Raw genomic sequence first — 24,364 nt, 5'->3', positions numbered from 1 at the left:
AGCCCGAGGATGACGGCAGTGTGTGGGGCGCTTGCCCGGTCTCCCTCACCCCGGAGTTGAGCCGGAGTCCAGTCGAGGCGCATCAGCGCCTCGAGAGGGATCACCCAATCACATGCCCTTGCCGCCGCACTTGCCCGACGCAACGTTGAAGTTGCCGCAGGACATTGGCTTGCGCCAGTCGGAGATCAGGTCCTTGGAGTCCGGCAGGTAGTCGGACCACTCGTCGCCCACGACCTGCGCGGTCTGCTGGACGATCTGGAACTGGCCGTCAGACTGGATTTCACCGATCAGCACCGGCTTGGTGATGTGGTGGTTCGGCATGACGGTGGCGTAACCGCCAGACAGGTTCGGCACCGAAACGCCGATGATGCTATCCAGAACCTTGTCGGTATCCGTGGTGCCGGCAGCCTCGACGGCCTTTACCCAGGCGTTGAAGCCGATATAGGCGGCTTCCATCGGGTCGTTGGTCACGCGCTTGTCGTTCTTGGTGAAGGCGTGCCATTCCTTGATGAACTCGGCATTGACCGGCGTATCGACGGACTGGAAGTAGTTCCAGGCAGCAAGGTGGCCGACGAGAGGCGTGGTATCGAGACCGGCAAGCTCTTCTTCACCGACGGAGAAGGCGACGACCGGAATGTCTTCAGCCTTCACGCCCTGGTTCGCCAGTTCCTTGTAGAAGGGAACGTTCGCATCACCATTGATGGTGGAAACGACGGCAGTCTTCTTGCCGGCAGAGCCGAACTTCTTGATGTCGGAGACGATCGTCTGCCAGTCGGAGTGACCGAATGGCGTGTAGTTGATCATGATGTCCTCTTCCTTGACGCCCTTCGACATCAGGTAGGCCTTCAGGATCTTGTTGGTGGTCTGCGGGTAGACATAGTCGGTACCGGCCAGAACCCAGCGCTCGACGCCCTCGGTGTTGGCAAGGTAATCGACGGCAGGGATCGCCTGCTGGTTCGGTGCAGCACCGGTGTAGAAGATGTTGCGAGAGGACTCTTCGCCCTCATACTGCACAGGGTAGAAGAGAATGGAGTTCAACTCTTCGAACACCGGCAGAACGGATTTGCGCGAAGACGAGGTCCAGCAACCGAAGACGGCGGCGACCTTGTCCTGGCTGATCAGCTGACGCGCCTTTTCGGCAAAGAGCGGCCAATCGGAGGCCGGATCGACGACGACGGCTTCCAGTTTCTTGCCGAGAACGCCGCCCTTCTTGTTCTGCTCATCGATGAGCATCAGCATGGCGTCCTTCAGCGTCGTTTCCGAAATCGCCATCGTGCCGGAGAGCGAGTGCAGCACGCCGATTTTGATCGTGTCGTCAGCGGCAAATGCGCCATGGAATGCGGTGGTGGACATGATGGCGCCGAGCAGCGCGCCAGTGAGCATCTTGCTGAAAGTCATCGGAAGAACCCCTCTTCGTGTTGGGCCGTGAAGGCCTCAGCGGCATGTTGAACCGCTGCTGGAGGGGACTATCGGGCTCGGTGCCGCGAAACCGTATACGTCGTTTGACGTAGGTGGGGTGGCGAAATCAGCACATGGAAGTGTGAGGGCCGACGCAAGGTCAGCCGACGGGCTAAGCGAGGACGCGAGATACCTCAGTTACGGGGCTTTTCGTCCTCGGCAATGGCGTCCTGATGGTACCAGCTGTCGAAGTCCACGCGCGGAGCCTCTGCCTGGATGGACTGAACCGACGCATCCTTGCGAAAGCATCGGTAGCCTGCACGGCCTCCGACGGGGAACTGATAGATCTTGGCACTTTCAAAATTGGGTTCGGTTCTCATGACGGCCTCTTTTCTTCCAGTCAAACACCTCAGCACCATGCTTCGTTCCGGACTATAGCCGATTGAAAGCCGAAATTCACCCCATCCGCTTAAAAAAATATCACAAAGCCTAATTTTTAATCACATCGATCGCGCGTCGGTTAATCGAATAGTCTTTATGCAGCTAATCACTCAAATTTCGCACTTTCAGATCAAAAAACATTCAGAACGACCCTAACGCTTACAGTTTCAGCAGAAAATCGGCCGATTTCGCTTCATAACGCCTTCATAATTCTAAAAATTCGCGAAAACCCTTCATTACGCTGCAAGGCGGAATTTTGCCGTACCAACCGGTTCGGCAGCAAGGTTGGCAGAAAAAAATGAGGTGTCGATTCGAGCCGGACGCGAATTGGCACGCGGCATGCATATCTATCGGCAGCCCTTGAAAGCGAGAGCGTTTTCCACCGGTAACCGGACGAAAACAATCAAGGCTTCGCATCTTAACCCATGAGAGGTTCGTAATGACTAAGTTCAAACTCGAGTACATCTGGCTGGATGGTTACAAGCCGGTAGCAAACCTGCGCGGCAAGACGCAGATCAAGGAATTCGACGAATTCCCAACACTCGAGCAGCTTCCGCTTTGGGGCTTTGACGGCTCCTCCACCATGCAGGCCGAAGGCCACAGCTCTGACTGCGTTCTCAAGCCAGTCGCAATCTACCCTGACCCTGCCCGCACCAACGGCGCGCTGGTCATGTGTGAAGTCATGATGCCGGATGGCGTCACGCCGCATCCGTCCAACAGCCGCGCAACCATCCTTGACGACGAAGGCGCCTGGTTCGGCTTCGAGCAGGAATACTTCTTCTACGAAGATGGCCGCCCGCTCGGCTTCCCAGAGCAGGGCTACCCAGCTCCGCAGGGCCCGTACTACACCGGCGTCGGCTACAAGAACGTTGGTTCGATCGCTCGCGAAATCGTCGAAGAGCATCTCGACCTCTGCCTCGAAGCAGGCATCAACCACGAAGGCATCAACGCCGAAGTGGCCAAGGGTCAGTGGGAATTCCAGGTTTTCGGCAAGGGCTCCAAGAGTGCCGCCGACCAGATCTGGATCGCTCGCTACCTGCTTCTTCGCCTGTGCGAAAAGTACGGCATCGACGTCGAATTCCATTGCAAGCCGCTCGGCGACACCGACTGGAACGGCTCTGGCATGCACTGCAACTTCTCCACCAAGTTCATGCGTGAAGTTGGCGGCAAGGACTATTTCGAAGCCCTCATGGCTGCCTTCGAAAAGAACTGGAAAGAGCACATCGACGTTTACGGTCCAGACAACCACCTGCGCCTGACCGGCAAGCACGAGACCGCTCCGTGGAACAAGTTCTCCTACGGCGTTGCAGACCGTGGCGCATCGATCCGCGTTCCGCACTCCTTCGTCAACAACGGCTATCGTGGTTACCTCGAAGACCGTCGTCCGAACTCCCAGGGCTGCCCATACCAGATCGCTTCCGTCGTTCTGAAGACGATCGCAGAAGTCCCGACGGCAAAGTCGGCTGCTGCCTAATCTAAAACAAGTGGCGTCGCTCGATCCGGGCGACGCCATTTTTCCGTCTGCCGTTTGCGGGCAACGTGGACTCAACGACCGCGGCGCGCTCGTCATCCTCGGGCTTGACCCGAGGATCCAGGTTTCCATCCGCTGGTGGATGGTCGGGTCAAGCCCGACCATGACGCCGGAGAGAGATACGGACACCAAGCTCTAGTGGAGGCTGTGGAACACTGGCATGGCCGCACGGCAACGCATCATCCCCGTCAGACGCGAATATAACCGCTGGGTCGCGAACCAGACGCTGGAAGATTACGCGCTGCGATTTACCGCCAAGAGCGCCCGGCAATTCTCCTCGAGCCGCATTTCTCACACCGCCATCGGCGCGATCTCCTTTCTGGCCCTGGAAGCCATTGGCGGCGCCATCACCCTCTCCTACGGCACGACCAACGCCTTTTTCGCCATCGTTGCTGCTGCGATCGCCATGCTGCTGGTCGGCCTGCCGATCAGCCGCTACGCCATCCGCCATGGCGTCGATATCGACCTTCTGACGCGCGGTGCAAGCTTCGGCTATATCGGGTCCACCATCACCTCGCTGATCTACGCCGCCTTCACCTTCATGCTCTTTGCCATCGAGGCGTCGATCATGTCCGGCGCGCTGGAATTGGCGCTCGGCATCCCGCTGTGGATCGGCTACATCATCTCGTCCGTCATGGTCATTCCGCTCGTCACCCATGGCGTGCGGCTCATCAGCAAGTTCCAGATCCTGACGCAGCCCTTCTGGATCGTCCTCAACGTTCTGCCCTTCATCTTCATCGCCCTGATGGACTGGCAGAAGTTCGATCTCTGGCTCGCCTTTTCCGGCATTCACCATGCCTCCGCGGAGCCCGGTGAAGTCGCCTCTTTCAACCTCATCGAATTCGGTGCGGCCTCCGCCGTCATCCTGGCGCTGATGTCACAGATCGGCGAACAGGTGGACTTCCTGCGCTTCCTGCCGGCCGAAGGTCAGAGCAAGTGGCGCCACAAGTTCGGCGTTTTCCTCGCTGGTGCCGGATGGGTTCTGGTCGGCGTTCCCAAGCTTCTGGCGGGCTCCTTCCTGGTGGTGCTGACGCTGTCCTCCGGCGTGCCGGTGGATCGTGCCGCCGACCCCTCGCAGATGTATCTGACCGCCTTCGGCTACATGATCCCGAACCACAATGCCGCGCTGATCCTGATGGTGGCCTTCGTCGTCGTGTCCCAGTTGAAGATCAACGTGATGAATGCCTATGCAGGCTCGCTCGCCTGGTCGAATTTCTTCTCGCGGCTCACCCACAGCCATCCGGGCCGCGTCGTCTGGCTGGTCTTCAACGTGGCGATTGCGCTCCTTCTGATGGAGCTTGGCATCTATCGGCTGCTGGAAGAAACGCTCGGCATCTTCTCCATCGTCGCCATGGCGTGGCTTTGCACCATCTCGGCCGATCTCTTCATCAACAAGCCGCTCGGCCTTGCCCCACCCGGCATCGAGTTCAAGCGCGCCCATCTCTACGATATCAATCCCGTTGGCGTCGGCGCCATGGCGCTCTCCGCAACGATCGCACTCAGCGCCCATTTCGGTCTGTTCGGCACGCTTGCCGCATCGCTGGCGCCCTATATCACCCTCATCGTCGCCTTCATCGCCTCACCGCTGATCGCCTGGGGCACGAAGGGAAAATTCTACCTGGCCCGTAAGCCGCGCCAGAAGTGGAAGGAGCTTTCCAGCATCACCTGCTCCATCTGCGAGCATCCTTTCGAGCCGGAAGACATGGCCTGGTGCCCCGCCTATGCCGGTCCAATCTGTTCGCTCTGCTGCTCGCTGGACAGCCGCTGCCACGATATGTGCAAGCCAAAGGCGCGACTAAATTATCAGACCGCCCAGGTGGCGAAGACCTTCCTGCCGGAACAGCTCGTCGCCAAGCTGTCGACCCGGCTAGGCCGCTACGCCATCTTCTCGATACTCGCCGTGGCCGCCATTGGCGGCATTCTGGGGCTGATCGCCCATCAGGTCGGCACCGGCACGCCAGCGACGGCGGATGTCGTCAACCGCACCATCCTGATCGTCTTCTTCGTCTTTGCCGTCATTGCCGGCATCGTCTGCTGGTTCCTGGTGCTAGCCCATGACAGCCGCGTCGTGGCGGAGGAGGAATCCTCTCGCCAGAACACGCTGCTGCTTAAGGAAATCGCCGCCCACCAGAAGACCGACGCCGCCTTGCAAAACGCCAAGGAAACCGCCGAGGCTGCCAACCGCGCCAAGAGCCGCTATGTGGTGGGGCTCAGCCACGAATTGCGCACGCCGCTCAACGCCGTGCTTGGCTACGCTCAGATCCTCGAGCGCGACGAAACCATCCCCGCGCCACGCCAGTCCGCCATCAAGGTCATCCGCCGCTCTGCCGATCACCTCTCCGGCCTGATCGACGGTCTCTTGGATATCTCCAAGATCGAGGCGGGACGCCTGCAGGTGCAGTCCAGCGAAATCAACATTCAGGATTTCCTCGACCAGATCATCGACATGTTCCGCCCGCAGGCGCAGGCCAAGGGGCTGACCTTCCGTCATGAACGGGCACGAGGCCTGCCGCAATATGTGCGCAGCGACGAAAAACGCCTGCGCCAGATCCTCGTCAACCTGCTCTCCAACGCCATCAAGTTCACCGACGAAGGCACTGTCAGCTTCGACGTGACCTATCGCAGCCAGGTCGCAACTTTCACCGTCACCGATACCGGGCGCGGTATTGCGCAAAAGGATCTGGCCCGCATCTACGAGCCGTTCCAGCGCGGCGAAGCCGAAAGCATCAAGCCGATGCCTGGGCTTGGTCTTGGCCTCACCATCACGCAGCTTCTGACCAACACGCTCGGCGGCGAGATCTCGGTGGAGAGCGAAAAGGATGTCGGCTCGACCTTCCGGGTGCGGCTGATGCTCTCCTCCGTCGATCGTCCCAGCACGGCACTCGCACCGGAAAAGAAGATCGTTTCCTATGCCGGTCCACGCCGCACCATCGTCGTTGTCGATGACAATGAGGATCACCGCGACCTGATGATGGAGGTTCTGTCGCCCTTCGATTTCGTCGTGCTAACGGCGCAAAGCGGGCCGGACTGCCTGGCGCTGATCGAGGCGATGCAGCCGGACGCCTTCCTCATCGATATCTCCATGCCGGGGATGAGCGGCTGGCAACTGGTGGACAGGCTGCGCGACGCAGGCCAAACGGCACCCATCCTCATGCTCTCTGCCAATATCGGCGATACGGCCATCATCGGCGCTGGGACCGATGGCCATAATGACACGCTGGCAAAGCCCGTGGATATCCGCAAGCTCTGCGACCGGCTGGCCGTCCATCTCGGTCTGCAATGGGTTTACGATACCGATCTGCCCCCAGTCTCATTAGCCCAAAGTCATGCAAAGCCCGGCGCAATACAGGCACCGGCACCGGCGCATTTGCAGGATCTGATTGCACTTGGCGAAATAGGCTATATTCGTGGCATCGAAGCCAAGCTTGATAGCCTTGCGGCTGAACCTGAGAACCTCGCCTTCACCGAAGAAGCCCGCCGCTTCGTGCGCGCTTTTGACCTCGCCGGCTATGCCGATTATCTCCAGGCTTTCCACAGAAAGGACGGACACGGATGAACCGATCGTTGCAGCCCCGCGATATCGTTCTTCTGGTCGATGACAGCCCGGAAGCGCTTGGCTTTTTGACCGAGGCGCTGGAACAGTCCGGCTTCTCGGTGCTGATCGCAACCTCTGGACAGGCAGCCCTCAACATCGTCGAGCGCGTGACGCCCGATCTCGTGCTGCTCGATGCCGTCATGCCGGGCCTGGATGGCTTCGAAACCTGCCTGCGGCTGAAGGCGAACGCCGCCGTGGCGCAGGTGCCGGTGATCTTCATGACCGGGCTGACCGAAACCGAGCATGTGGTGCGCGCGCTGGAATGCGGCGGCGTGGATTATCTGAGCAAGCCGATCAATATCGACGAGCTGCGCGCCAGGCTTCGGGTTCACCTCTCCAATGCCCGCTCGGCCCAAAGCGCGCGCGTCGCGCTGGATGCCGCCGGCCGCCACCTTCTGGCCGTGCGCGCCGATGGCACGATCCTCTGGTCCACGCCACAGGCAACGCGCCTCATCAACGCCGCAACCGGCAGCAATGATGGCCTCGATATCGTCTCGCGCACCATTGGCGAATGGATGGAGAAGCAGGCATCCCGTGACATGCCGCTGGTGATCACGCAGTCGGATCGGCCTTCGCTGCAATTTACGTTTCTGGGTGCCGTCGGCGCCGACGAATATCTCTTCCGCCTCACCACCACCAACGACAAATCCGGCGACGCTTTGCTGCGGGACCGCTTCTCGTTGACGACGCGGGAATCGGAAGTGCTGGTCTGGATCGCCAAGGGCAAATCCAACCGCGATATCGGCGAAATCCTCGGCCTCTCGGCCCGCACGGTGAACAAGCATCTGGAGCAGATCTACGTCAAACTCGGCGTCGAAAACCGCGCCTCTGCCGCAGTGAAAGCGGCGAATGTGCTGCACGATAGCTGAGATTCGCGAGCCGTCTGTCTCCGCCGCCTGCCCGATAAGTAACACCCGATCTGCGAGCCCTCGCGCGCTCCACAGTGTCACGCTCCATTGCGCCATTGTCGCTTGATCACGACGGGGCTGCACCATCTCATCCATTAAGACGCCGTGGTCCTATTGAACGCACAAAGGACGCTTCACCTTTTTGAATTGATGCATCCTGCTTTCCGAAAATCGAGGTCGATTTTCGGGCTGATGCTGTAAGGATAAACCCATGGCCAAACTCGTCATCCTCTCCGGCTGCTCCGGCGGCGGCAAATCCACGCTCCTCTCAAACCTTTCAAAACACGGGTTCGCCACGGTCGAAGAACCGGGCCGACGCGTCGTCGCACAACAGCTGAAAACGGGAGGCACGGCCTTCCCCTGGCTCGATCTTAAAGCCTTCCTGGAGCAAGCACTTGCGATGGCGGAACAGGACTACGCAGCCGCCCGCGACACATCAGGCATTTCGATCTTTGACCGTAGCCTGATCGACGCCGCCTCCGCGCTTCGCCATCTGGGAGACGACCGCTGGTATGAGAAACTGCGTAGTGAGTTTCGTTACGACAATCGGGTCTTCCTCACACCCCCGTGGCCCGAAATCTACGCAACCGACAACGAACGCCGCCACGGCTTCGAGGACGCCGTAGACGAGTATGAGCGGCTCTGCCGCGATTACGAAAATCTGGGATATGACGTCGCCATCCTGCCGAAGACGCGCGTTGATGAGCGAGTGGAATTCATGCTGAACCTGCTTCAAGACAAATGAGAAAGACAGGCCCGCTTAAACCGATACGAAGCAAAAATCGCGAACGTCGACGCTAAACTGCGTCGGCGCCTCATGCCGATCTCCCCCCTTGAGGGGAAAATGTCCGGCAGGACAGAGGGGGGTAGCCACGGCTTACATTCCCCACAATGCAAAAAAGGCGGAACTCCGTCCGCCATACACTACAGCATCACACCTGCCCTCCCCTCCGACACCATCGGAAGGGAGACCAAGCGCTGAGATTAGCGGCAAACGCGCGTCTTGCGGACGATGATCTCACCGTGGCGGCGGATGCGTTCCTTCTTGACGAAGCAATCGCGCGGGGCGTGGCGGTAGTGGCGCGGGCGGTATTCTTCACGGACGGGCTCACGCATGACGCGCTGCGACGTCGTCACGGTGACGGTCTCGGCGTAGGACGATGCGGTGACCGAGAAAAACGACGCGGCGGCGAGCACTGCGGAAACAACAAGCTTTTTCATTCATGAACTCCTGAATTGAGGCTGCGGGAAACGTGGCGCGTCGCAGCCGGTTCCGCCCATCATCACATTTTTCTAATTTATCGTGATCGAACATGCTCAAAGGGGAGTCTCACTCTGTCCTCTCTCCGCCGGGAACGACAGCAGGATGCTTGATAGAAGACTGAGCTTGCCGCCGGAGGCCGATACTACCGGGAGCCAAAGAACGGAAAAAGCCCGGCATCGCTGCCGGGCTCCATCAATCTCAAATCCAGACAGCAGATTACATGCCCTGCTGGAAGTAGCTGTACTTGCCGTCCGGGCCCTTCTTCCACTCGTACATGACGTAGCCAGGAAGCTTCGGGTCGCCCTTTTCGTCGAAGGAGATATCGCCGAGAACGGTCTTGAAGGTGCCCTTCTTCAGCGCTGCAGCGACGGCTTCAGCGTCGAGAGAACCGGCAGCCTTTGCACCTTCGGCAATCACCTGAACGGCGGCGTAGGAGTAGAGCGTGTAAGCTTCAGGATTGAAGCCTGCAGCCTTGAACTTCGCAACCAGGTCCTTGTTGTCCGGACGCAGGGTCGGATCAGGACCGAAGGTGTTCAGCGTGCCTTCAACGGCGTCGCCAGCAATCGAAGCCAGTTCGTTCGAAACGATACCGTCACCGGAAACGAGCGTGGCCTTGAGGCCCTGGTCCTTTGCCTGACGGATGATCAGGCCGGCTTCGGTGTGGAGGCCGCCCCAGTAAACAACGGAAACGCCAGCTTCCTTCATCTTGGCGATCAGGGCGGAGAAGTCCTTGTCGCCGACATTGACGCCTTCATAGATGACTTCCTTCACGCCAGCGGCGTTGGCAGCCTTCTTGGTCTCATCGGCAAGGCCCTGACCATAAGGGGTCTTGTCATGAATGATGGCGACCTTGGCATCCTTGAAGTGGTCCGCGAGGTACTTGCCGGCGATGCCGCCCTGCTGGTCGTCACGACCGCAGGTACGGAAGGTGTTCCACAGGCCGCGCTCGGTGAAGACCGGGTTGGTCGCAGCAGGCGTGACCTCGAGAATGCCGTTTTCAGCATAGACCTCAGATGCCGGGATGGAAACGCCGGAGTTGAAGTGGCCGACGACGAACTTCACGCCATCGGCTGCGAACTTGTTGGCAACCGAGATGCCCTGTTTAGGGTCGGACACGTCGTCGCCGAGAACGATCTTGATCTTCTCGCCGTTGATACCGCCAGCAGCATTGATGTCCGCTGCGGCCTGCTCTGCACCCTTCTGGAGCTGAGCGCCGAAAGCAGCGTTAGGGCCAGTCAACGGACCACCGACGCCGATCAGGACATCGGCCCATGCCGAACCGCTGAACGCGACCATTGCGGTCAGCGCAACTGCGGAAAGAAGAGACTTCTTCATTATATTACTCCCAGTTCCTTTGATTGGGTTGGTTTTCTCGACCTGTCCAGCACCCAAATTAACTGTCCAGGCTGTTCCTCTCAGGAGGGAATTCTGATTTCAGAAAAACCCGTCTGTCAATGTTTCTTCTTATAGGAAAATGCCGATGTCCGGTCGTAGAGCCAGTAGTAGTTATCGACCATCTGGCTGGTCCGACGGATGCGGAAGCCGGCCGTTGCGAAGGCCAGGAGAACCGCGACATCGATCAGGTAGTAGAAGCCGTTCAACAACGGACCGGCAAAGAGCGCGTAATGCAAAAAGCGCATGACGCAGCCCAGAAGCAGAGCGTAAATCACCACCTGCGGATATTGACCCCAGCCATCGGCAACCGACTTGCCTGTACGCCAGGCAGTCCAGAAGCCGAGAAGAACGACGAGGCCACGCAAGATATAGCGAACGCCACTATCGGTTTCGAAAAAAAGGCCCTGCATCTTTTCCCCAATCAGCACCACCGCCACGAGAAGCAAACGATCCTGTTTTCTGTTTCGCTTGACCGTTTTCCGGCAAGCTTTATTGTTTGTTTTTGATCCGCCAAACCGGCTATGCAGTCTGACAGGCTCTCAGCAGATTTGCGCCCAACGCCTTCGAAAGCAAGCATTTTTTCATGGGCAGCGGCACAAAATCATAAAAACTTTTGCGCCTTGTCAAAGGACGGGGATCGACGACCCCCGCACCCTCTCATCGTCAGTGGCGGCCGCCTTCGAGATAGGCTGCACGCACTTCCGGATTGGCGAGAAGCTCCTTGCCAGAACCGCTCATCGTCACCTTGCCATTGACCATCACATAGGCGCGGTCGGAAAGCTTCAGGGCCGCGAAAGCGTTCTGCTCCACGAGGAAGACAGTCAGCCCCTCTTCCTGGTTGAGCTTCTTGATCGCCTCGAAAATGCCTTTGACGATCAAAGGAGCCAGGCCGAGAGACGGCTCGTCGAGGAGCAGAAGTTTCGGACGCGACATCAGCGCGCGACCGATGGAGAGCATCTGCTGCTCGCCACCCGAAAGCGTGCCGCCACGCTGGCTCTGGCGCTCCTTCAAGCGCGGGAACATGGTGAAGACCTTCTCGACATCTTCCTTGAAGTATTTGAGGTTGTCGAGATTGGCGCCCATCTGCAGATTTTCCAGCACCGACATGCGCGGAAAAATTCGGCGGCCTTCAGGCGACTGGGCGATGCGCTTGCGGGCAATCATATGCGTCGGCAGGCGGGTGATATCCTCGCCGTCGAAAATGACTTCGCCATTGCGTGCCTGAGGCGCGCCGCAGATCGTCATCATCAGGGTCGACTTGCCGGCACCGTTGGCGCCGATCAAGGAGACGATCTCACCCTTTTTCACTTCCACATCCACGCCAGCCAGAGCGCGGATATTGCCGTAATAGGTTTCAACGCCTTCAATTTTCAGAAGAGTGTCAGACATCAGACTGCTCTCCCGTCAAGTTCTTCTGCAATCACTTCTTCCACTTCATCGTCCTCGACACCAAGATAGGCGGCAATGACCTTGGGATCGTTCTTCACATGATCGGGCGTACCGTCAGAAATCTTCTGCCCATATTCGAGCACCACGACGTGGTCGGAGATTTCCATGACGACCGACATGTCATGTTCGATCAGAAGCAGCGAGGTTCCCTCGTCGCGAATGCCGCGCAGGAGGGCGTTGAGCGCAAGCGACTCCTTCGGGTTGAGACCGGCGGCCGGTTCGTCTAGGCACAGAAGCTCAGGCTCGGTGCACATGGCGCGCGCAATTTCCAGACGGCGCTGCGCGCCGTAGGAAAGATCGCCCGCCGGATCGTCGGCACGATCAATGAGATCGGCCTTCTCCAGCCAGTATTTGGCCTTTTCGACCGATGCTTCGGCCGCATGCGTATAGGCCGGAAGCCCGAGCAGGCCGAGGATGGTGTAGCCGGAGGCCTTCATCAGCCTGTTGTGTTGCGCAACCAGCAGGTTTTCCAGAACCGTGAGGCCTGAAAACAGGCGGATATTCTGGAAGGTACGGGCAACCTTGGCCTTCTTGGTCACTTCGAAGTCCGGCAGACGCTCGAGCAGATGCTCCTCGCCATTGCTGCGCACCATGGTGATCATGCCCATCGTCGGCTTGTAGAAGCCGGTGATGCAGTTGAACACGGTGGTCTTGCCGGCCCCGTTCGGACCGATCAGCGCGGTGATATCGCCGCGCTTCACATCGAAGGAAAGGTCGTTGATCGCCATCAACCCGCCAAAGCGCATCGACAGATGTTCGACCTTCAGGATGGTATTCTTGTTCATCACAGTGTTTCCGGAAGCCATCAGCCGTGACCTTCCTTGGTGAAGCTGCCGGAGACAGACTTTCGTTTCTTCAGGAAGGCCGTGGGTTCACGCGAGCCGACAAAACCGCGGGGCTTGAACAGCATGACGATAACCATGGCAAGGCCGAAGAGCAGCATGCGGTAAAGCTCTGGCGTGAAGTCCGGACCGAAGACGTGCTTGAGGAATTCCATCTCACGCAGCAGTTCCGTACCGCCAACCATGACGACGGCAGCAATCGCAATACCGGTCAGCGAGCCCATGCCACCAAGAACGACGATGGCGAGGATGACGGCCGATTCCAGGAAGACGAAGCTTTCCGGAGACACGAAGCCCTGACGTGCGGCAAAGAAGGACCCCGCAAAGCCACCAAACATCGCACCTGTTGCAAAGGCGGTGAGCTTGGTCTTGACCGTATCGATGCCGAGCGAACGGCAGGCGATCTCATCTTCACGCAGCGCTTCCCAGGCACGACCGATCGGCATGCGGCGCAGCTTGATGGTGACATAGGCCGTCAGCATGCACAGAAGCAGGATCACGTAGAAGAGGAAGATCTTGTAGTAACCCGACGACATCGGCAGGCCGAAAGCCTTGGCAAAATTGTTCGGCGCACCAACATCGAAAGACCAGATACCAAAGACCGAAGCCTTGGCAATTCCGGAAATACCGAATGTGCCTCGGGTCACATCCGTCCAGTTCAACAGCACAAGCCGGATGATCTCACCAAAGGCAAGTGTGACGATGGCGAGATAGTCGCCGCGCAGACGCAGCACCGGGAAGCCGAGAATGATTCCCCAGAAAGCGGCGAGAATCCCGGCAAGCGGCAGAAGCACCCAGAAGGACAGGCCGAAATAGCTGGACAACAGCGCGTAGGAATAGGCGCCGACGGCATAGAAGGCGACATAACCGAGATCGAGCAGACCCGCCAGACCGACGACGATGTTCAGACCCCAGGCGAGCATCACATAGATGAGGATCTGGATACCAAAATTGTCGACGAAGATCAGCGAGCCCTGAGCGCCTCGGAAATAGACGGCAACCATCGGATAGAGCAGCAGGAACACCAGCGCGATTTTCAGGAAATGCTTGTGGAAAAAGTTCTTTTCCTCAGAAATTTCCAGAATGCCAGCCTTGGATTTGGCAAGCTTGCGGCGGTCGAGATGCGGCTCGATGACGCCGACCACGACGAAGCGACCGATGGCGGCGACGGCGACGAAGATCGCCAGGAGACCCCAACGTGTGCCCCAGACCAGCTGGTTGTTGATATCCTGATAGGTGACGATGCCCACATAGAGCAGGAACATGCCGAGGGAAACGAAGCCAGCAATAATGGCTTCCTTCACCGCTCTTGCCATGACGTCCTGCTCGGCGGTGTTGTCAGAAGGAATGTTTGCCATGTGCTTAAACCTTCTCGACTTCCGGACGGCCCAGAATGCCAGTCGGTTTGAATATCAGCACGAAAGCCAGGATACCGAAGGCGGCCACGTCCTTGTAGGCGATGGAGAAATAGGCCGACCAGAGCGACTCGATAAGGCCGATCAGAAGACCGCCGAGAACGGCACCCGGAAGCGAGCCGATACCGCCCAGAACCGCAGCCGTGAAAGCCTTGACGCCGGGTATGAAGCCGTCATTGAAAGAGGCCACGCCGTAATACATCAGATACATCGTACCGGCGACGGCGGCGAGCGCTGCACCCATGACGAAGGTCACCGAAATGGTCCGGTCGACGTCGACGCCAAGCAGCGCCGCCATCTTGCGATCCTGCTCGGTGGCGCGCTGTGCACGGCCAAGCGGCGTCTTGTTGACGATGTACCAGAAGGCGAACAGCAGCACCGAGGTGATGGCCACGATGAGAAGCTGCTTCAGCGAAATGGTGATTGCGCCGAAATGATACGTCTCGGTGACCATGGGCGGGATCGGCTTGTTGCGCGGACCCTGCGTCACCTGGATGAAGTTCGACAGCACGATCGACATGCCGATCGCCGTGATCAGCGGCGCAAGGCGGAACGAGCCGCGCAGCGGACGATAGGCGACGCGCTCGATTGCCCAGTTCCACAGGCCCGTCACCAGCATGGCAACGACCATCATCACCAACAGAAGAATGGCGACCGGAATGCCTGCGATGAAGGATGTGAGAATGAGAAAGACGATCAGCGCGGCAAAGCCGCCAAGCATGAAAATATCGCCGTGAGCGAAGTTGATCATGCCGATGATACCGTAGACCATCGTGTAGCCAATAGCGATGAGGCCGTAGATCGATCCAAGAGTCAGCCCGTTGATGAGCTGCTGGATAAAATACTCCATATTTTTCCCCCGGGCACGTCCTCAAGTTGGAACGCGCCTCGTTTATGTTGCTTCCTGAGGGCTCTCATTGCTGTTTTGGTCCCTCTTGACCCAAACCCATATCGCGTTCGTTAAAAATGTGAAGCTAAAAAGGTGGAAATATGCACAAAATTTAATGTTGACCCACCGATTGCTGCAATCGGCATCAAAAAGATGATGAAAGCGGCAACAAGGCCCGAAATTTTAAGCGCCGAAGACAACCACTTTGTTTATAAATAGATATATTTGACCATCGCTCTCTTCAGGCGTAACCAACCTTCACCGGATCGCTTCTCGTGATGACAGAAAGCCTTGCAGCAGAAGGGCTGTGGGCTTGCTGGTTCTGAAGGAATGGAAATGCTGGAAAGTCTGATCGCCGCAGCTTTGAGTGCTGGTAGGGAAATCATGGCGGTTCATGCCGCAGGTCCGCAGGTCACCTACAAGAATGACTGTTCTCCCGTGACCGAGGCAGATCAACGCGCCGAAGACATCATCCTCTCCTCTCTGGCGCGCCACTATCCCGATATCCCCGTCGTCGCCGAAGAAGCCGCCGCCAGCGGCCATATCCCCGAGATCAAAAGCGACTTTTTCCTCGTCGATCCCCTGGATGGTACCAAGGAATTCATTTCCGACAAGCAGGATTTTACCGTCAATATCGCGCTGATCCGCGATGGCACGCCTGTACTCGGCGTCGTCTATGCGCCGGCCCTTGGCGTGGCATGGACCGGCGAAAAGGAGACGGCGCGCAAGCTCTTCATCTCAGGCGAATTCGAGCCGGTGTCAAACCACTCCATTCGCTGCCGTGCCAAACCGCCCATGCCGGTTGCCGTCATCAGTCGCTCCCACTGCACGCCGAAGACCGAAGCCTTCGTTGCCGAAAACGGCCTGATCGACAGCATCTCCATTGGCTCTTCGCTGAAATTCTGCATGCTGGCGGAAGGCGCGGCCGACGTTTACCCGCGCTTCAGCCGCACCATGATGTGGGACACCGCCGCAGGCGACGCGGTGCTCAGGGCTGCCGGCGGCATCACGCTCGATATGGCGGGCCTGCCGCTGCGCTACGAAATCGACCAGAGCAATGACGACATGCTGGCCAACCCCGACTTCATCGCCTGGGGCGCTCCCCCGCGATAAGAGCCTCCCGTGTGGTCGCAGGAGTCTCTCCTTCCCGAGCGACCCGGCGCTCCAAAGATGCAATCCAATGCCATGCGAAGAGCTGGGTGCGGGCCTGCGACGTAACCCGTAGAAGCCCCAGCCGCCCATCCGCGCGCCCCTTGCAACCTCTCCCAAATTTCGTTTCCGGCGAAAAAATTTTCGACAATTCCGTGAGCGGTAAAGCGCTCATTTTGCGCCTATGTGCCGCGAAGCACGAACAAACGCAGCGAAATCATTCAAATTGTTAATAAATTATCTCTGCACGCTTAGGTATTTTTTAAAGGTACGCCCCTAAAGTGCCCAGCATATGGTCTTGAGTTTGTGTAGAGTGTCCAATGACCGAAATGATACGCCCGCGAGTTAAATATGTCATCGGTCCCGATGGCAGCCCCTTGACGATTGCCGATCTGCCACCAGCCGACACCCGTCGCTGGGTTATCCGCCGAAAGGCCGAAGTCGTCGCCGCCGTGCGCGGGGGTCTTCTCAGCCTGGAGGAAGCCTGTGAGCGCTATACGCTGACAGTGGAAGAATTCCTGTCCTGGCAGTCGTCGATTGCAGATCATGGCCTCGCCGGCCTGCGCACCACGCGCATTCAGCAATACCGCCACTAAGAGTTTAGGCTTGGGCGCATTGGTTGCGTCCAGCCTTGCCAGATACGGCGTCACCCCATCCCGCTCATCCGGGACGGCGTGGCGCTTTTTTGTTTTTGGACTTCGCACTGTCTTAATGGCAAGTGGTGGGGATTTCTCCCCTGCCCTCAATCCGATCGGTCAGTAACCCATAAAAAAATCCGCCCGGCTTTCGCCAGGCGGACTGTCATCTACAAAAATGACACAGCGTCATTGAAAGCAGCCTCCTGATCAGCTGGCCGCCGTCAATGACGTCAGGATCAAAGCACTCGCGTTAACGCAAAAGCGTCAAGCGCGGGCGCGCACCGCCGTATCGCGGTTTTCCAGTGCTGCGGCCTTATCATACTCGGCCTGCACTTCTTCCAGAGAGGCTTCCGCGGCTTCCTGCTGCATCTTCAACTCGCGAATGGAGACCTGAAGGTTGTCGGCACGTTGGCGCGCAGCTTTGGCAAACGTCGGATAGGCGAAGTGGCTGGGATCGCTGATCCCGGACTTGCTTTCTTCCAGCGAGATCTGATGGACCAACTCCTTGGCCATCCGTTCGAATTCGGACATCATCGACTGCAGCTGCTGCAACTGACGACGTTTTTCGTTGACCTGAAATTCCTTCAGGCGAACTAGGCTGTCACGCGACTTCATACTCAATACTCCGTGGATAGCGAGACCCCGGTTCAAACAGGAACCAACCCGCCACTCCGGCTGTGCCGGAATGATTCTTAAAAGTTACCCGCCATTAATAAAAAAACTGCGCTGTTAACTTTTCATTTACGGGCATCGTTAATGATAAGGGAGATCATTTAAGGGTCGGTAAATGCCAAGCCCAAAAAACCACTGGGCACGACAATGCAAGAGTCGATTGAATCACTTAGGGGGCTTTCCTCATCTATTGGTTCATGTTTGGCGATGAGGGATTCACGTTGAAAAACAGCAGAGTGCCCGAATTATTTAATAAATTCTGCATACCTTGCCAAAGGAGAGAAGAATTTGTTAACCATTTGGTGGCAGCCTGCAAATCAGGCAACGTCTGGATCCGCATCGCGCAAAGGCATTGATTTACCAACCGCGGGCGGCAAAGGGGATAATTATGCGGGTTCTACTTATTGAAGACGACAGCGCAACGGCTCAGAGCATTGAGCTGATGTTGAAGTCAGAAAGTTTCAACGTCTATACGACCGACCTCGGTGAGGAAGGCGTGGACCTTGGAAAGCTCTACGATTACGATATTATCCTTCTCGATCTCAACCTCCCGGATATGTCCGGTTACGAGGTCTTGAGAACGCTCCGTCTCTCGAAGGTCAAGACACCGATCCTCATTCTGTCGGGCATGGCTGGTATCGAAGACAAGGTGCGCGGTCTCGGCTTCGGCGCCGACGATTACATGACCAAGCCGTTCCACAAGGACGAGCTGGTTGCCCGCATTCACGCCATCGTGCGCCGCTCCAAGGGTCACGCCCAGTCGGTCATCGCCACCGGCGAACTGATCGTTAACCTGGATGCCAAGACTGTTGAAGTCGGCGGCCAGCGCGTTCACCTGACGGGCAAGGAATACCAGATGCTGGAGCTTCTGTCGCTCCGCAAGGGTACCACGCTCACCAAGGAAATGTTCCTCAACCACCTTTACGGCGGTATGGACGAGCCTGAACTGAAGATCATCGACGTGTTCATCTGCAAGCTGCGCAAGAAGCTCGCAAACGCAGCAGGCGGCGCGAACTACATCGAAACCGTCTGGGGCCGCGGCTACGTGCTGCGCGAGCCGGACAGCAACACCGAATATCTCGAGACCGCCTGATTATCGCCTGAACATGCCTCCCAAGCATGATTGTCATGACAAACCCGCCGCGCAAACGGCGGGTTTTGTTTTTCCGATGACGCGGCCACAGGACGGAAGATGCTATGGCGATTCGCGAAGCCTCAATAGACGACGCCTCCAGCCTTGCAGCACTTTCCATTGAAGTCTGGATCGGCACCTATCTCAGGAACGGCGTGTCGAAATTCTTTGCCGATTACGCCCTCTCGACCTTCACCACGCAGATATTCGAAGCCTTCATCGATGATGAAAACGAGATCGTTCTCGTCTCCGACAATAGCGACGGCATAGACGGCTTCGTGCGCGTCACGCTCGAAAGCCCCGCCCCTATCTCGGAAACAGAAATCGCAACGCTCTATGTTCAGCCGCGACACAAGGGAAAAGGCATCGGTAGACGGCTTCTCGATGAAGCTTTCAGGCTAAGCGCGGAACGCGGACGTGACGGCGTGTGGCTCGCGGTCAACAGCGAGAATCAAGACGCCATCGCCTTCTATGAACGTCTCGGTTTTACGCGCGACGGCCAGACTACGTTCCGGATCGGCGAGCAATCCTATGCCAACGAGGTGATGGTGAAGCGTCTTTGAAGACCTAGCCAAGCGAATCGCACTGTCAGTGACGGGGGCAACAGCTTTTAAGCCACCCCCACATTTCACTCGGCATGAAAAAAATGGGCCACCTCACGGCAGCCCACATCAGAATCAGGCCGCTTCGGCAGCCCCGGCCATGGAGGCCGTGAAGACCACGCGGTCCTCATGAATCTTGTACTCGATCTTCATGCCGGCTTCCTCCGCCAGAAGCAGCGTGTAGTAAGGCTGGACGGAATGGGCGTCGATCGCCTCTTCTTCCGTGCCTTCGGCCAGGGCTGCAAATTTCGCGGGCACGCGCATCATGCGGCCCTTGACGGTGATTTCGAAGCGGGCATCGCCTTCGGGGTTTTCCAGCACGATATCCGCATTGCCGCCGCGCGGGATCGCGCCATAGGCAACAAGGAAGAGGTTCAGCAGCAGCTTGACGCGGTTCTTGGCGACGATGGCGCGCGGACCGGACCAGGTCACTTCCACCTTCTTTTCCGCAGCGGCAAAATCCTTGGCGGCCTTCTCCGCTTCGCCCGTGTCGATCGACGCACCGGCCGAGCCGGAAGCACCGAAGGCAAGGCGTGCAAACTTCAGTCTTACGGAAGCATTCAGCGCCGAGGTGCGAATAAGGTCCAGCGCATCGGCATCGGTGCCGCCTTCGTCGAGAAGTTCAAGACCATTATTGATGGCTCCGACCGGCGAAATGACGTCGTGGCAGACGCGGCTGCACAGAAGTGCCGCCAGATCCGGGCCGGAGAGCGAGATATTGAATTTTGATGTCATAGATTTTCTCCTGCGCGGATGGAGCGCGGACCCTATAAAAATTGCTTCAGCATTGGCCCGGAAATCGGAACCGATTTTCGGAAAAGCACGACGCGTCACCTCAAACTGTTGGAGCGCCCCAAGGGCGTCCGAAAGGACGCGAGGCGCTCTCATGAGCTTTTCCTTGTTAAATACAATATGTCCTGTCGAAAACGTGCTTCGCCGGACCGATTCCATTTAGCAAGGAAACGCTCTAAGCCATAATGACACCATATTTGGTAAACCGATTGTTAATATCATGGTCTCAAAATGCCAAATGTCTTAACACGGCAATGGTAACAAACAGACGGACGGAACTGACGATGCGACTTAACCAACTCCGCACCATCGCACGCCTCGGGCTGGTAAAGATTTTCGTGATGCTCGCGAGCCTGTCTTTGTCGGCTGCGCAGGCATCGGCACAAAGCAGCGATCAATACACAATCCAGGAAATTGTCGATGCCGGTCACGGCTTCTTCGGCGAGACGACGGGCGGCCTTGCGAAGGTCGTGGAACGCGCATTCCAGCAATATGGTCTGCCGAACGGCTACATTCTGGGCCAGGAAGGCTCCGGCGCCTTTGTCGCAGGCCTCACCTATGGCGAAGGTACGCTGTATACGAAGAATGCCGGTCAGCATCCGGTCTTCTGGCAGGGTCCATCGCTCGGTCTCGATTACGGCGGCCAGGGCACGCGCGCCATGATGCTCGTCTACAACCTGCCCTCCGTCAACGCGCTCTATCGTCGTTATGGCGGCGTCAGCGGCTCGGCCTTCATCGTCGCCGGCGTTGGCATGACGGTTTTGAAGAACAGCGACGTCACCATCGCCCCGATCCGTACCGGCATCGGCGCGCGCCTTGGCATCAATGTCGGCTATCTGAAGCTCACCCCGCAGCCGACCTGGAATCCTTTCTGATTCGTCAGCCGCTCACTTTTGCAGTAAAGTCCTCTAACGCGACTACAGCATCGGCCCGAAAATCGGAATCGATTTTCGGAAAGCACGATGCGTAGCTTCAAAAAGGTAAAGCGTCCTTTGTGCGTCCAATAGGACACACGGCGCTTTAGCGTGTAAGGCGATGACCGCCTGGCGCAAGATTGCCATGACAGTCTTCGCCGCGACGATGAAATGAGCTGCCATTTTGGGTCATCGACCCATGGCGCTTCCTGTGGAGACGACCACGCGTGATTGAGTACGCCCTTATTTTCGGCCTTGGTTTTCTCTGCGCAATTTTGCTGGTTTCATTGATTGCCCCTGCGATCCACCGGCGCATCGTGTCCTATACCGAAAAGCGACTGCGTGCGACGATGCCGATGAGCCCGCAGGAGGTGCGTGCGCAAAAGGACATGGCGCGTGCGCTGTATGCCGCGGAAAATGCCCGCACCCGTCAGGAACTGGATTCCGAGCGGGAAAAGGCTCTGGCGCTGAAGTTCAAGAACGAGGCGGCCCAGGGCGATGCCGGACGGCTTCTCGCCGAAACCCGCGAGCTGAAACTGCAGCTCGAGCAGATGACGCTGGAGGCAGGCGACCTGCGCGCCAAGGCCCGCCGTCACGAGGACGCCGTCGCCCGGCTAACGACCAAGCTCAACGACGCTGAAGAAACGGCGATTGCCCGCACCCAGGAAATCTCCAATCTGACCAAGCGCGTCAGCGCCATTTCCCGCGAACTGGACGATCTCAAGATCGCGCTGTCGGCCCGCGATCTGGAAGTGGAGCAGGGCAAAAGCAAGGCGAGTTCCTGGCGCAAGGAGCGCGAGGACATCACCCGCCAGCTGGAAGACGCCGCCGCAAAAGCGCGCGAGACCGCCCAGCATATGAACCGGGAAAGCCGCAAGATTGCGCGGCTTGAAGATCAGCTTGCCAAGGAAATGGCGCGCAATGCCGATAGCGAAATGCTACTGGAGCGTCGCGCCCAGGAAATCGCCCGCCTGAAAGAGCGCATGAGCGGCAATGATGCGAGCAAGGACGCGCTGAGCACCGCCCCTCTTCCGCTCATTCAGTCTGAAACCTCTGCGGAAACGCCGGAACGGCTTTCGCGCGAAATCGAGGATATCCGCAATCAGGGCACGGCGCTGACGGAGCGGCTATTGAACATCAAGGGCGACACCCATGATGAGGCGATCCGCAACGAGATCAGCCAGATTGCCGCACGCATGATCGCGCTCACTGCCGCGCAGGAAGGCGAAAGCTCCCCCATTCCCGCTCTCATCGCCAATGCCGAAAGCGCAGGTAACCGCCAAAGCCTTGCCAACCGTGCCAGCGAGTTGATGGCGCGCCGCGCCGGGTCATCATGAGAAGAATGCTCACGCTGTAGCGGGGGCAAGCGCCAGCATCGGCGCTCTCGGGGATAAGTTTAGCCTCAGCCACGCGCAACGATACACGGCGTGAAGGATCAGCTGACCCATCGGTTTGGCGCGAATATTGCCACAGCCGCGGCGACCAGATCGGCATTCCCGCTGGACAGGGTCCCATCCGGCCTTGACAGGCCGTCTTCCAGTCCGACCCGCGTCGACCAGCGCCGCTCGCGCGCGCGTCGCACGAAATGCCAGACGGTCGCATCGAAGCCGTGCAGCAGGATCGGCCGGGACAGCCCGGCGTTGGCCAGCACCTGCGCAATGCCATCGGCGATCTCGTCGGTTTGTTGACATCCTGTTCTTCGATTTCGATTAGCACCCGGAACAGGGGCGGACGGTCCGGCAATGAGACGAGCCGCTCCGCGTCGGCAATCGTCGCCAGACCGGCTTCGATGCCGACCCCGATCCTGTCGAGAAGCGCCATCACCGCGGGAGCATCCGGTTCGGAGAGATTGACCGACGCATAATCGGGCCGCTCACGCCAGGCCGCGATGCGTGCCCGCGTGGTTGCTGCATCCGCTTCGATCTATGCGCCCGTGGAAACGCCGATCAGCGTGCCTGGGCATGCGTTGCGCATGGCACGGATCGTGTCATCGACGGCCGCAAGGCTCTCCCGGCCAGCATCATCGCGCGGGTGGATGTGCAGTTCGGCCGCACCCGCCTCGATCGAGGCAACACCATCTCGGACCATGGCGTCGACCGTCAGGGGCAAATTCGGATGGTAACCGGCGGGACGGGCTCCGTTGATGCAGGCTTGGACGATCATGTGAGCTTCCTGTCGCTTTTGTTGTGGCGGACGTGGCTTCCCAGATTTTGCCGGCAGCATCGGCCCAAAAATCGGAATCGATTTTCGGAATGAGCGATGCCTGGATTAAAGACGATAGAGCATCCCTTGTGCGTCCAATAGGAGGCACGGCGCTCTAGCGGCCATTGTCCTCCGGTTTCGACAACGGCGCGGAGGACCGGCATACGCCAATGACTGTCTCGCGCAGCCAGCGATGCGCGGGATCGGCTTCCATGCGGGGATGCCAAAGCGCCACGACGGCGATCTCCGGCGTTTCCACCGGTAGCGGGAAGCTGACCAACCCCTCTTCGAACCATGGATCGGACAGGCAGGATTGCGTGACCAGCGCGACGAGATCGGACTGGCGCGCAATCCGCAAGGCATCGGGGAAGCCGGGCACCACGGCCACGATTTCGCGGGTAAGGCCGAGCGTTTCAAGAGCGTCATCGACCGGCCCGGTGAATTGCCCGCGCCGGGACACGACGACATGCCGGGCGGCGGCATACCGCTCAGGCGTCACCGGTGCTGAGAGCAGCGGATGCCCCTGTCGGACAACGCCGACAAAGCGGTCGCGAAAGAGAAGATGCGTTCGAACCTCGGGCGCAAAGTCGCCCAGCACTCCGATCTCCAGATCGATCGTTCCGTCCCGGAGCGGTCCCGCCTCTTTAACCGGCTTCGGCGCAAAGCGCAGGCGCGCATGGGGAGCGATCGCAACCACCGCGGCGACCAGGGGAGCGGAAAACAAGGCGATGAAACCTTCATTGGCCCGGATCGTGAAGGTCCGCTCCAGAGTGGCTAGATCAAGAGTGCCGTCCTGCGGGCTCAGAACGGCGCGCACATCGCGCGCCAGCACATGAACGCGCTCACGCAGCGCGATGGCGCGTGGCGTTGGCACCAGCCCACGACCTGCCCTCACGAGCAGAGGATCGCCGGTCGCGGCACGCAATCGGGCAAGCGTCCGGCTCATGGCGGATGAACTCAGGCCCAGCCGCCGCGCCGCCGCCGTTACACTGCCTTCAGTCAAAAGCGCATCCAGTGCCGGCAAAAGATTGAGGTCGATGGTGTCCATCGCAACACTCTATCCGATACCCGACAGATGCATAGCGTCTTGTGCAATAATAGTTTGCATCCTGTGCGTCTGGCGCATTTCATCTGCG

Annotated in this window: 22 protein-coding genes and 1 pseudogene; 10 read left to right on the top strand and 13 right to left on the bottom strand. The window is 58.5% G+C overall.

Annotated features, from left to right (window positions below):
* Positions 1–108 precede the first annotated feature (108 nt).
* Both urtA and AC07U5_RS04305 read right to left on the bottom strand, forming a co-directional pair.
* Complete coding sequence (gene urtA / locus AC07U5_RS04310) at positions 109–1,398, bottom strand: urea ABC transporter substrate-binding protein (protein ID WP_062426226.1); 1,290 nt, start codon at positions 1,396–1,398, stop codon at positions 109–111.
* A 194-nt stretch (positions 1,399–1,592) separates the two neighbouring features.
* Positions 1,593–1,778 carry a DUF2735 domain-containing protein gene (locus AC07U5_RS04305; protein ID WP_494722369.1) on the bottom strand — a complete coding sequence of 62 codons (186 nt, stop codon included), beginning with the start codon at positions 1,776–1,778 and terminating at the stop codon, positions 1,593–1,595.
* A gap of 500 nt (positions 1,779–2,278) precedes the next feature.
* On the opposite strand from AC07U5_RS04305, the gene AC07U5_RS04300 reads away from it, so the two are divergent.
* From AC07U5_RS04300 to AC07U5_RS04285, 4 genes are all read left to right on the top strand, one after another.
* Positions 2,279–3,313, top strand: a complete 1,035-nt coding sequence (locus AC07U5_RS04300) for a glutamine synthetase beta-grasp domain-containing protein (protein WP_112359988.1) — start codon at positions 2,279–2,281, stop codon at positions 3,311–3,313.
* Between the two features lie 217 nt (positions 3,314–3,530).
* Positions 3,531–6,926 (top strand): hybrid sensor histidine kinase/response regulator, encoded by a 3,396-nt coding sequence (locus tag AC07U5_RS04295; protein ID WP_494722368.1) that lies wholly within the window; start codon positions 3,531–3,533, stop codon positions 6,924–6,926.
* Positions 6,923–7,834 (top strand): response regulator transcription factor, encoded by a 912-nt coding sequence (locus tag AC07U5_RS04290; protein WP_111850347.1) that lies wholly within the window; start codon positions 6,923–6,925, stop codon positions 7,832–7,834. Before AC07U5_RS04295 ends, AC07U5_RS04290 begins: the two co-directional genes overlap by 4 nt.
* Positions 7,835–8,084: 250 nt before the next feature.
* On the top strand, positions 8,085–8,618 hold the full coding sequence (locus AC07U5_RS04285) for an AAA family ATPase (protein WP_494722367.1): 534 nt from the start codon (positions 8,085–8,087) through the stop codon (positions 8,616–8,618).
* A gap of 239 nt (positions 8,619–8,857) precedes the next feature.
* Here AC07U5_RS04285 and AC07U5_RS04280 read toward each other — a convergent pair whose 3' ends face one another.
* From AC07U5_RS04280 to AC07U5_RS04250, 7 genes are all read right to left on the bottom strand, one after another.
* Positions 8,858–9,094: a hypothetical protein gene (locus tag AC07U5_RS04280; RefSeq protein WP_312807734.1), complete on the bottom strand. Its 237-nt coding sequence runs from the start codon at positions 9,092–9,094 to the stop codon at positions 8,858–8,860.
* A 259-nt stretch (positions 9,095–9,353) separates the two neighbouring features.
* Complete coding sequence (locus AC07U5_RS04275) at positions 9,354–10,472, bottom strand: branched-chain amino acid ABC transporter substrate-binding protein (protein WP_062426218.1); 1,119 nt, start codon at positions 10,470–10,472, stop codon at positions 9,354–9,356.
* 116 nt (positions 10,473–10,588) lie between these two features.
* Positions 10,589–10,942, bottom strand: a complete 354-nt coding sequence (locus AC07U5_RS04270) for a DUF6867 family protein (protein ID WP_062426612.1) — start codon at positions 10,940–10,942, stop codon at positions 10,589–10,591.
* A gap of 253 nt (positions 10,943–11,195) precedes the next feature.
* Positions 11,196–11,921 carry an ABC transporter ATP-binding protein gene (locus tag AC07U5_RS04265; RefSeq protein WP_427928722.1) on the bottom strand — a complete coding sequence of 242 codons (726 nt, stop codon included), beginning with the start codon at positions 11,919–11,921 and terminating at the stop codon, positions 11,196–11,198.
* On the bottom strand, positions 11,921–12,787 hold the full coding sequence (locus AC07U5_RS04260; RefSeq protein ID WP_113176403.1) for an ABC transporter ATP-binding protein: 867 nt from the start codon (positions 12,785–12,787) through the stop codon (positions 11,921–11,923). Before AC07U5_RS04260 ends, AC07U5_RS04265 begins: the two co-directional genes overlap by 1 nt.
* Positions 12,787–14,181 (bottom strand): high-affinity branched-chain amino acid ABC transporter permease LivM, encoded by a 1,395-nt coding sequence (gene livM, locus AC07U5_RS04255; RefSeq protein WP_111850344.1) that lies wholly within the window; start codon positions 14,179–14,181, stop codon positions 12,787–12,789. The genes AC07U5_RS04260 and livM overlap by 1 nt, the downstream gene beginning before the upstream one ends.
* Before the next feature lie 4 nt (positions 14,182–14,185).
* Entirely contained in the window at positions 14,186–15,088 is a 903-nt protein-coding gene (locus tag AC07U5_RS04250; RefSeq protein ID WP_062426214.1) for a branched-chain amino acid ABC transporter permease, read from the bottom strand.
* A 375-nt stretch (positions 15,089–15,463) separates the two neighbouring features.
* On the opposite strand from AC07U5_RS04250, the gene cysQ reads away from it, so the two are divergent.
* Both cysQ and sciP read left to right on the top strand, forming a co-directional pair.
* The gene (gene cysQ, locus AC07U5_RS04245; protein WP_494722366.1) at positions 15,464–16,240 is read left to right on the top strand and encodes a 3'(2'),5'-bisphosphate nucleotidase CysQ; all 777 of its coding nucleotides are present in this window, start codon (positions 15,464–15,466) and stop codon (positions 16,238–16,240) included.
* Between the two features lie 356 nt (positions 16,241–16,596).
* The gene (gene sciP, locus AC07U5_RS04240) at positions 16,597–16,872 is read left to right on the top strand and encodes a CtrA inhibitor SciP (RefSeq protein WP_062426213.1); all 276 of its coding nucleotides are present in this window, start codon (positions 16,597–16,599) and stop codon (positions 16,870–16,872) included.
* Positions 16,873–17,178: 306 nt separating this feature from the next.
* On the opposite strand, the gene AC07U5_RS04235 is transcribed toward sciP, so the two are convergent.
* Positions 17,179–17,529, bottom strand: coding sequence for a flagellar export protein FliJ (locus AC07U5_RS04235; protein ID WP_062425122.1), 351 nt, complete (start codon positions 17,527–17,529; stop codon positions 17,179–17,181).
* 445 nt (positions 17,530–17,974) lie between these two features.
* Here AC07U5_RS04235 and ctrA point away from each other — a divergent pair, with 445 nt between their 5' ends.
* Both ctrA and AC07U5_RS04225 read left to right on the top strand, forming a co-directional pair.
* Positions 17,975–18,679, top strand: coding sequence for a response regulator transcription factor CtrA (gene ctrA / locus AC07U5_RS04230; RefSeq protein ID WP_062425123.1), 705 nt, complete (start codon positions 17,975–17,977; stop codon positions 18,677–18,679).
* A 104-nt stretch (positions 18,680–18,783) separates the two neighbouring features.
* Positions 18,784–19,281, top strand: coding sequence for a GNAT family N-acetyltransferase (locus AC07U5_RS04225; protein WP_494722365.1), 498 nt, complete (start codon positions 18,784–18,786; stop codon positions 19,279–19,281).
* Positions 19,282–19,395: 114 nt separating this feature from the next.
* On the opposite strand, the gene chpT is transcribed toward AC07U5_RS04225, so the two are convergent.
* A complete protein-coding gene (gene chpT, locus AC07U5_RS04220; protein ID WP_062425125.1) occupies positions 19,396–20,055 on the bottom strand; it encodes a histidine phosphotransferase ChpT in 660 nt (219 codons plus the stop codon).
* A 335-nt stretch (positions 20,056–20,390) separates the two neighbouring features.
* Here chpT and AC07U5_RS04215 point away from each other — a divergent pair, with 335 nt between their 5' ends.
* Positions 20,391–20,987 carry a DUF1134 domain-containing protein gene (locus AC07U5_RS04215; protein WP_062425158.1) on the top strand — a complete coding sequence of 199 codons (597 nt, stop codon included), beginning with the start codon at positions 20,391–20,393 and terminating at the stop codon, positions 20,985–20,987.
* A gap of 266 nt (positions 20,988–21,253) precedes the next feature.
* The gene (locus tag AC07U5_RS04210) at positions 21,254–22,363 is read left to right on the top strand and encodes a coiled-coil domain-containing protein (protein ID WP_494722364.1); all 1,110 of its coding nucleotides are present in this window, start codon (positions 21,254–21,256) and stop codon (positions 22,361–22,363) included.
* 98 nt (positions 22,364–22,461) lie between these two features.
* Here the strand turns inward: AC07U5_RS04210 and AC07U5_RS04205 are convergent.
* Positions 22,462–23,189, bottom strand: a pseudogene (locus AC07U5_RS04205) (3-keto-5-aminohexanoate cleavage protein).
* A 154-nt stretch (positions 23,190–23,343) separates the two neighbouring features.
* Positions 23,344–24,276 (bottom strand): LysR family transcriptional regulator, encoded by a 933-nt coding sequence (locus AC07U5_RS04200; RefSeq protein WP_494722363.1) that lies wholly within the window; start codon positions 24,274–24,276, stop codon positions 23,344–23,346.
* Positions 24,277–24,364: the final 88 nt, after the last annotated feature.

The organism is Agrobacterium sp. GW821-FHT02D03, assembly GCF_059421725.1.
The sequence above is the reverse complement of the archived record's forward strand: the minus strand, read 5'-3'. Positions and strand labels throughout refer to the sequence as shown.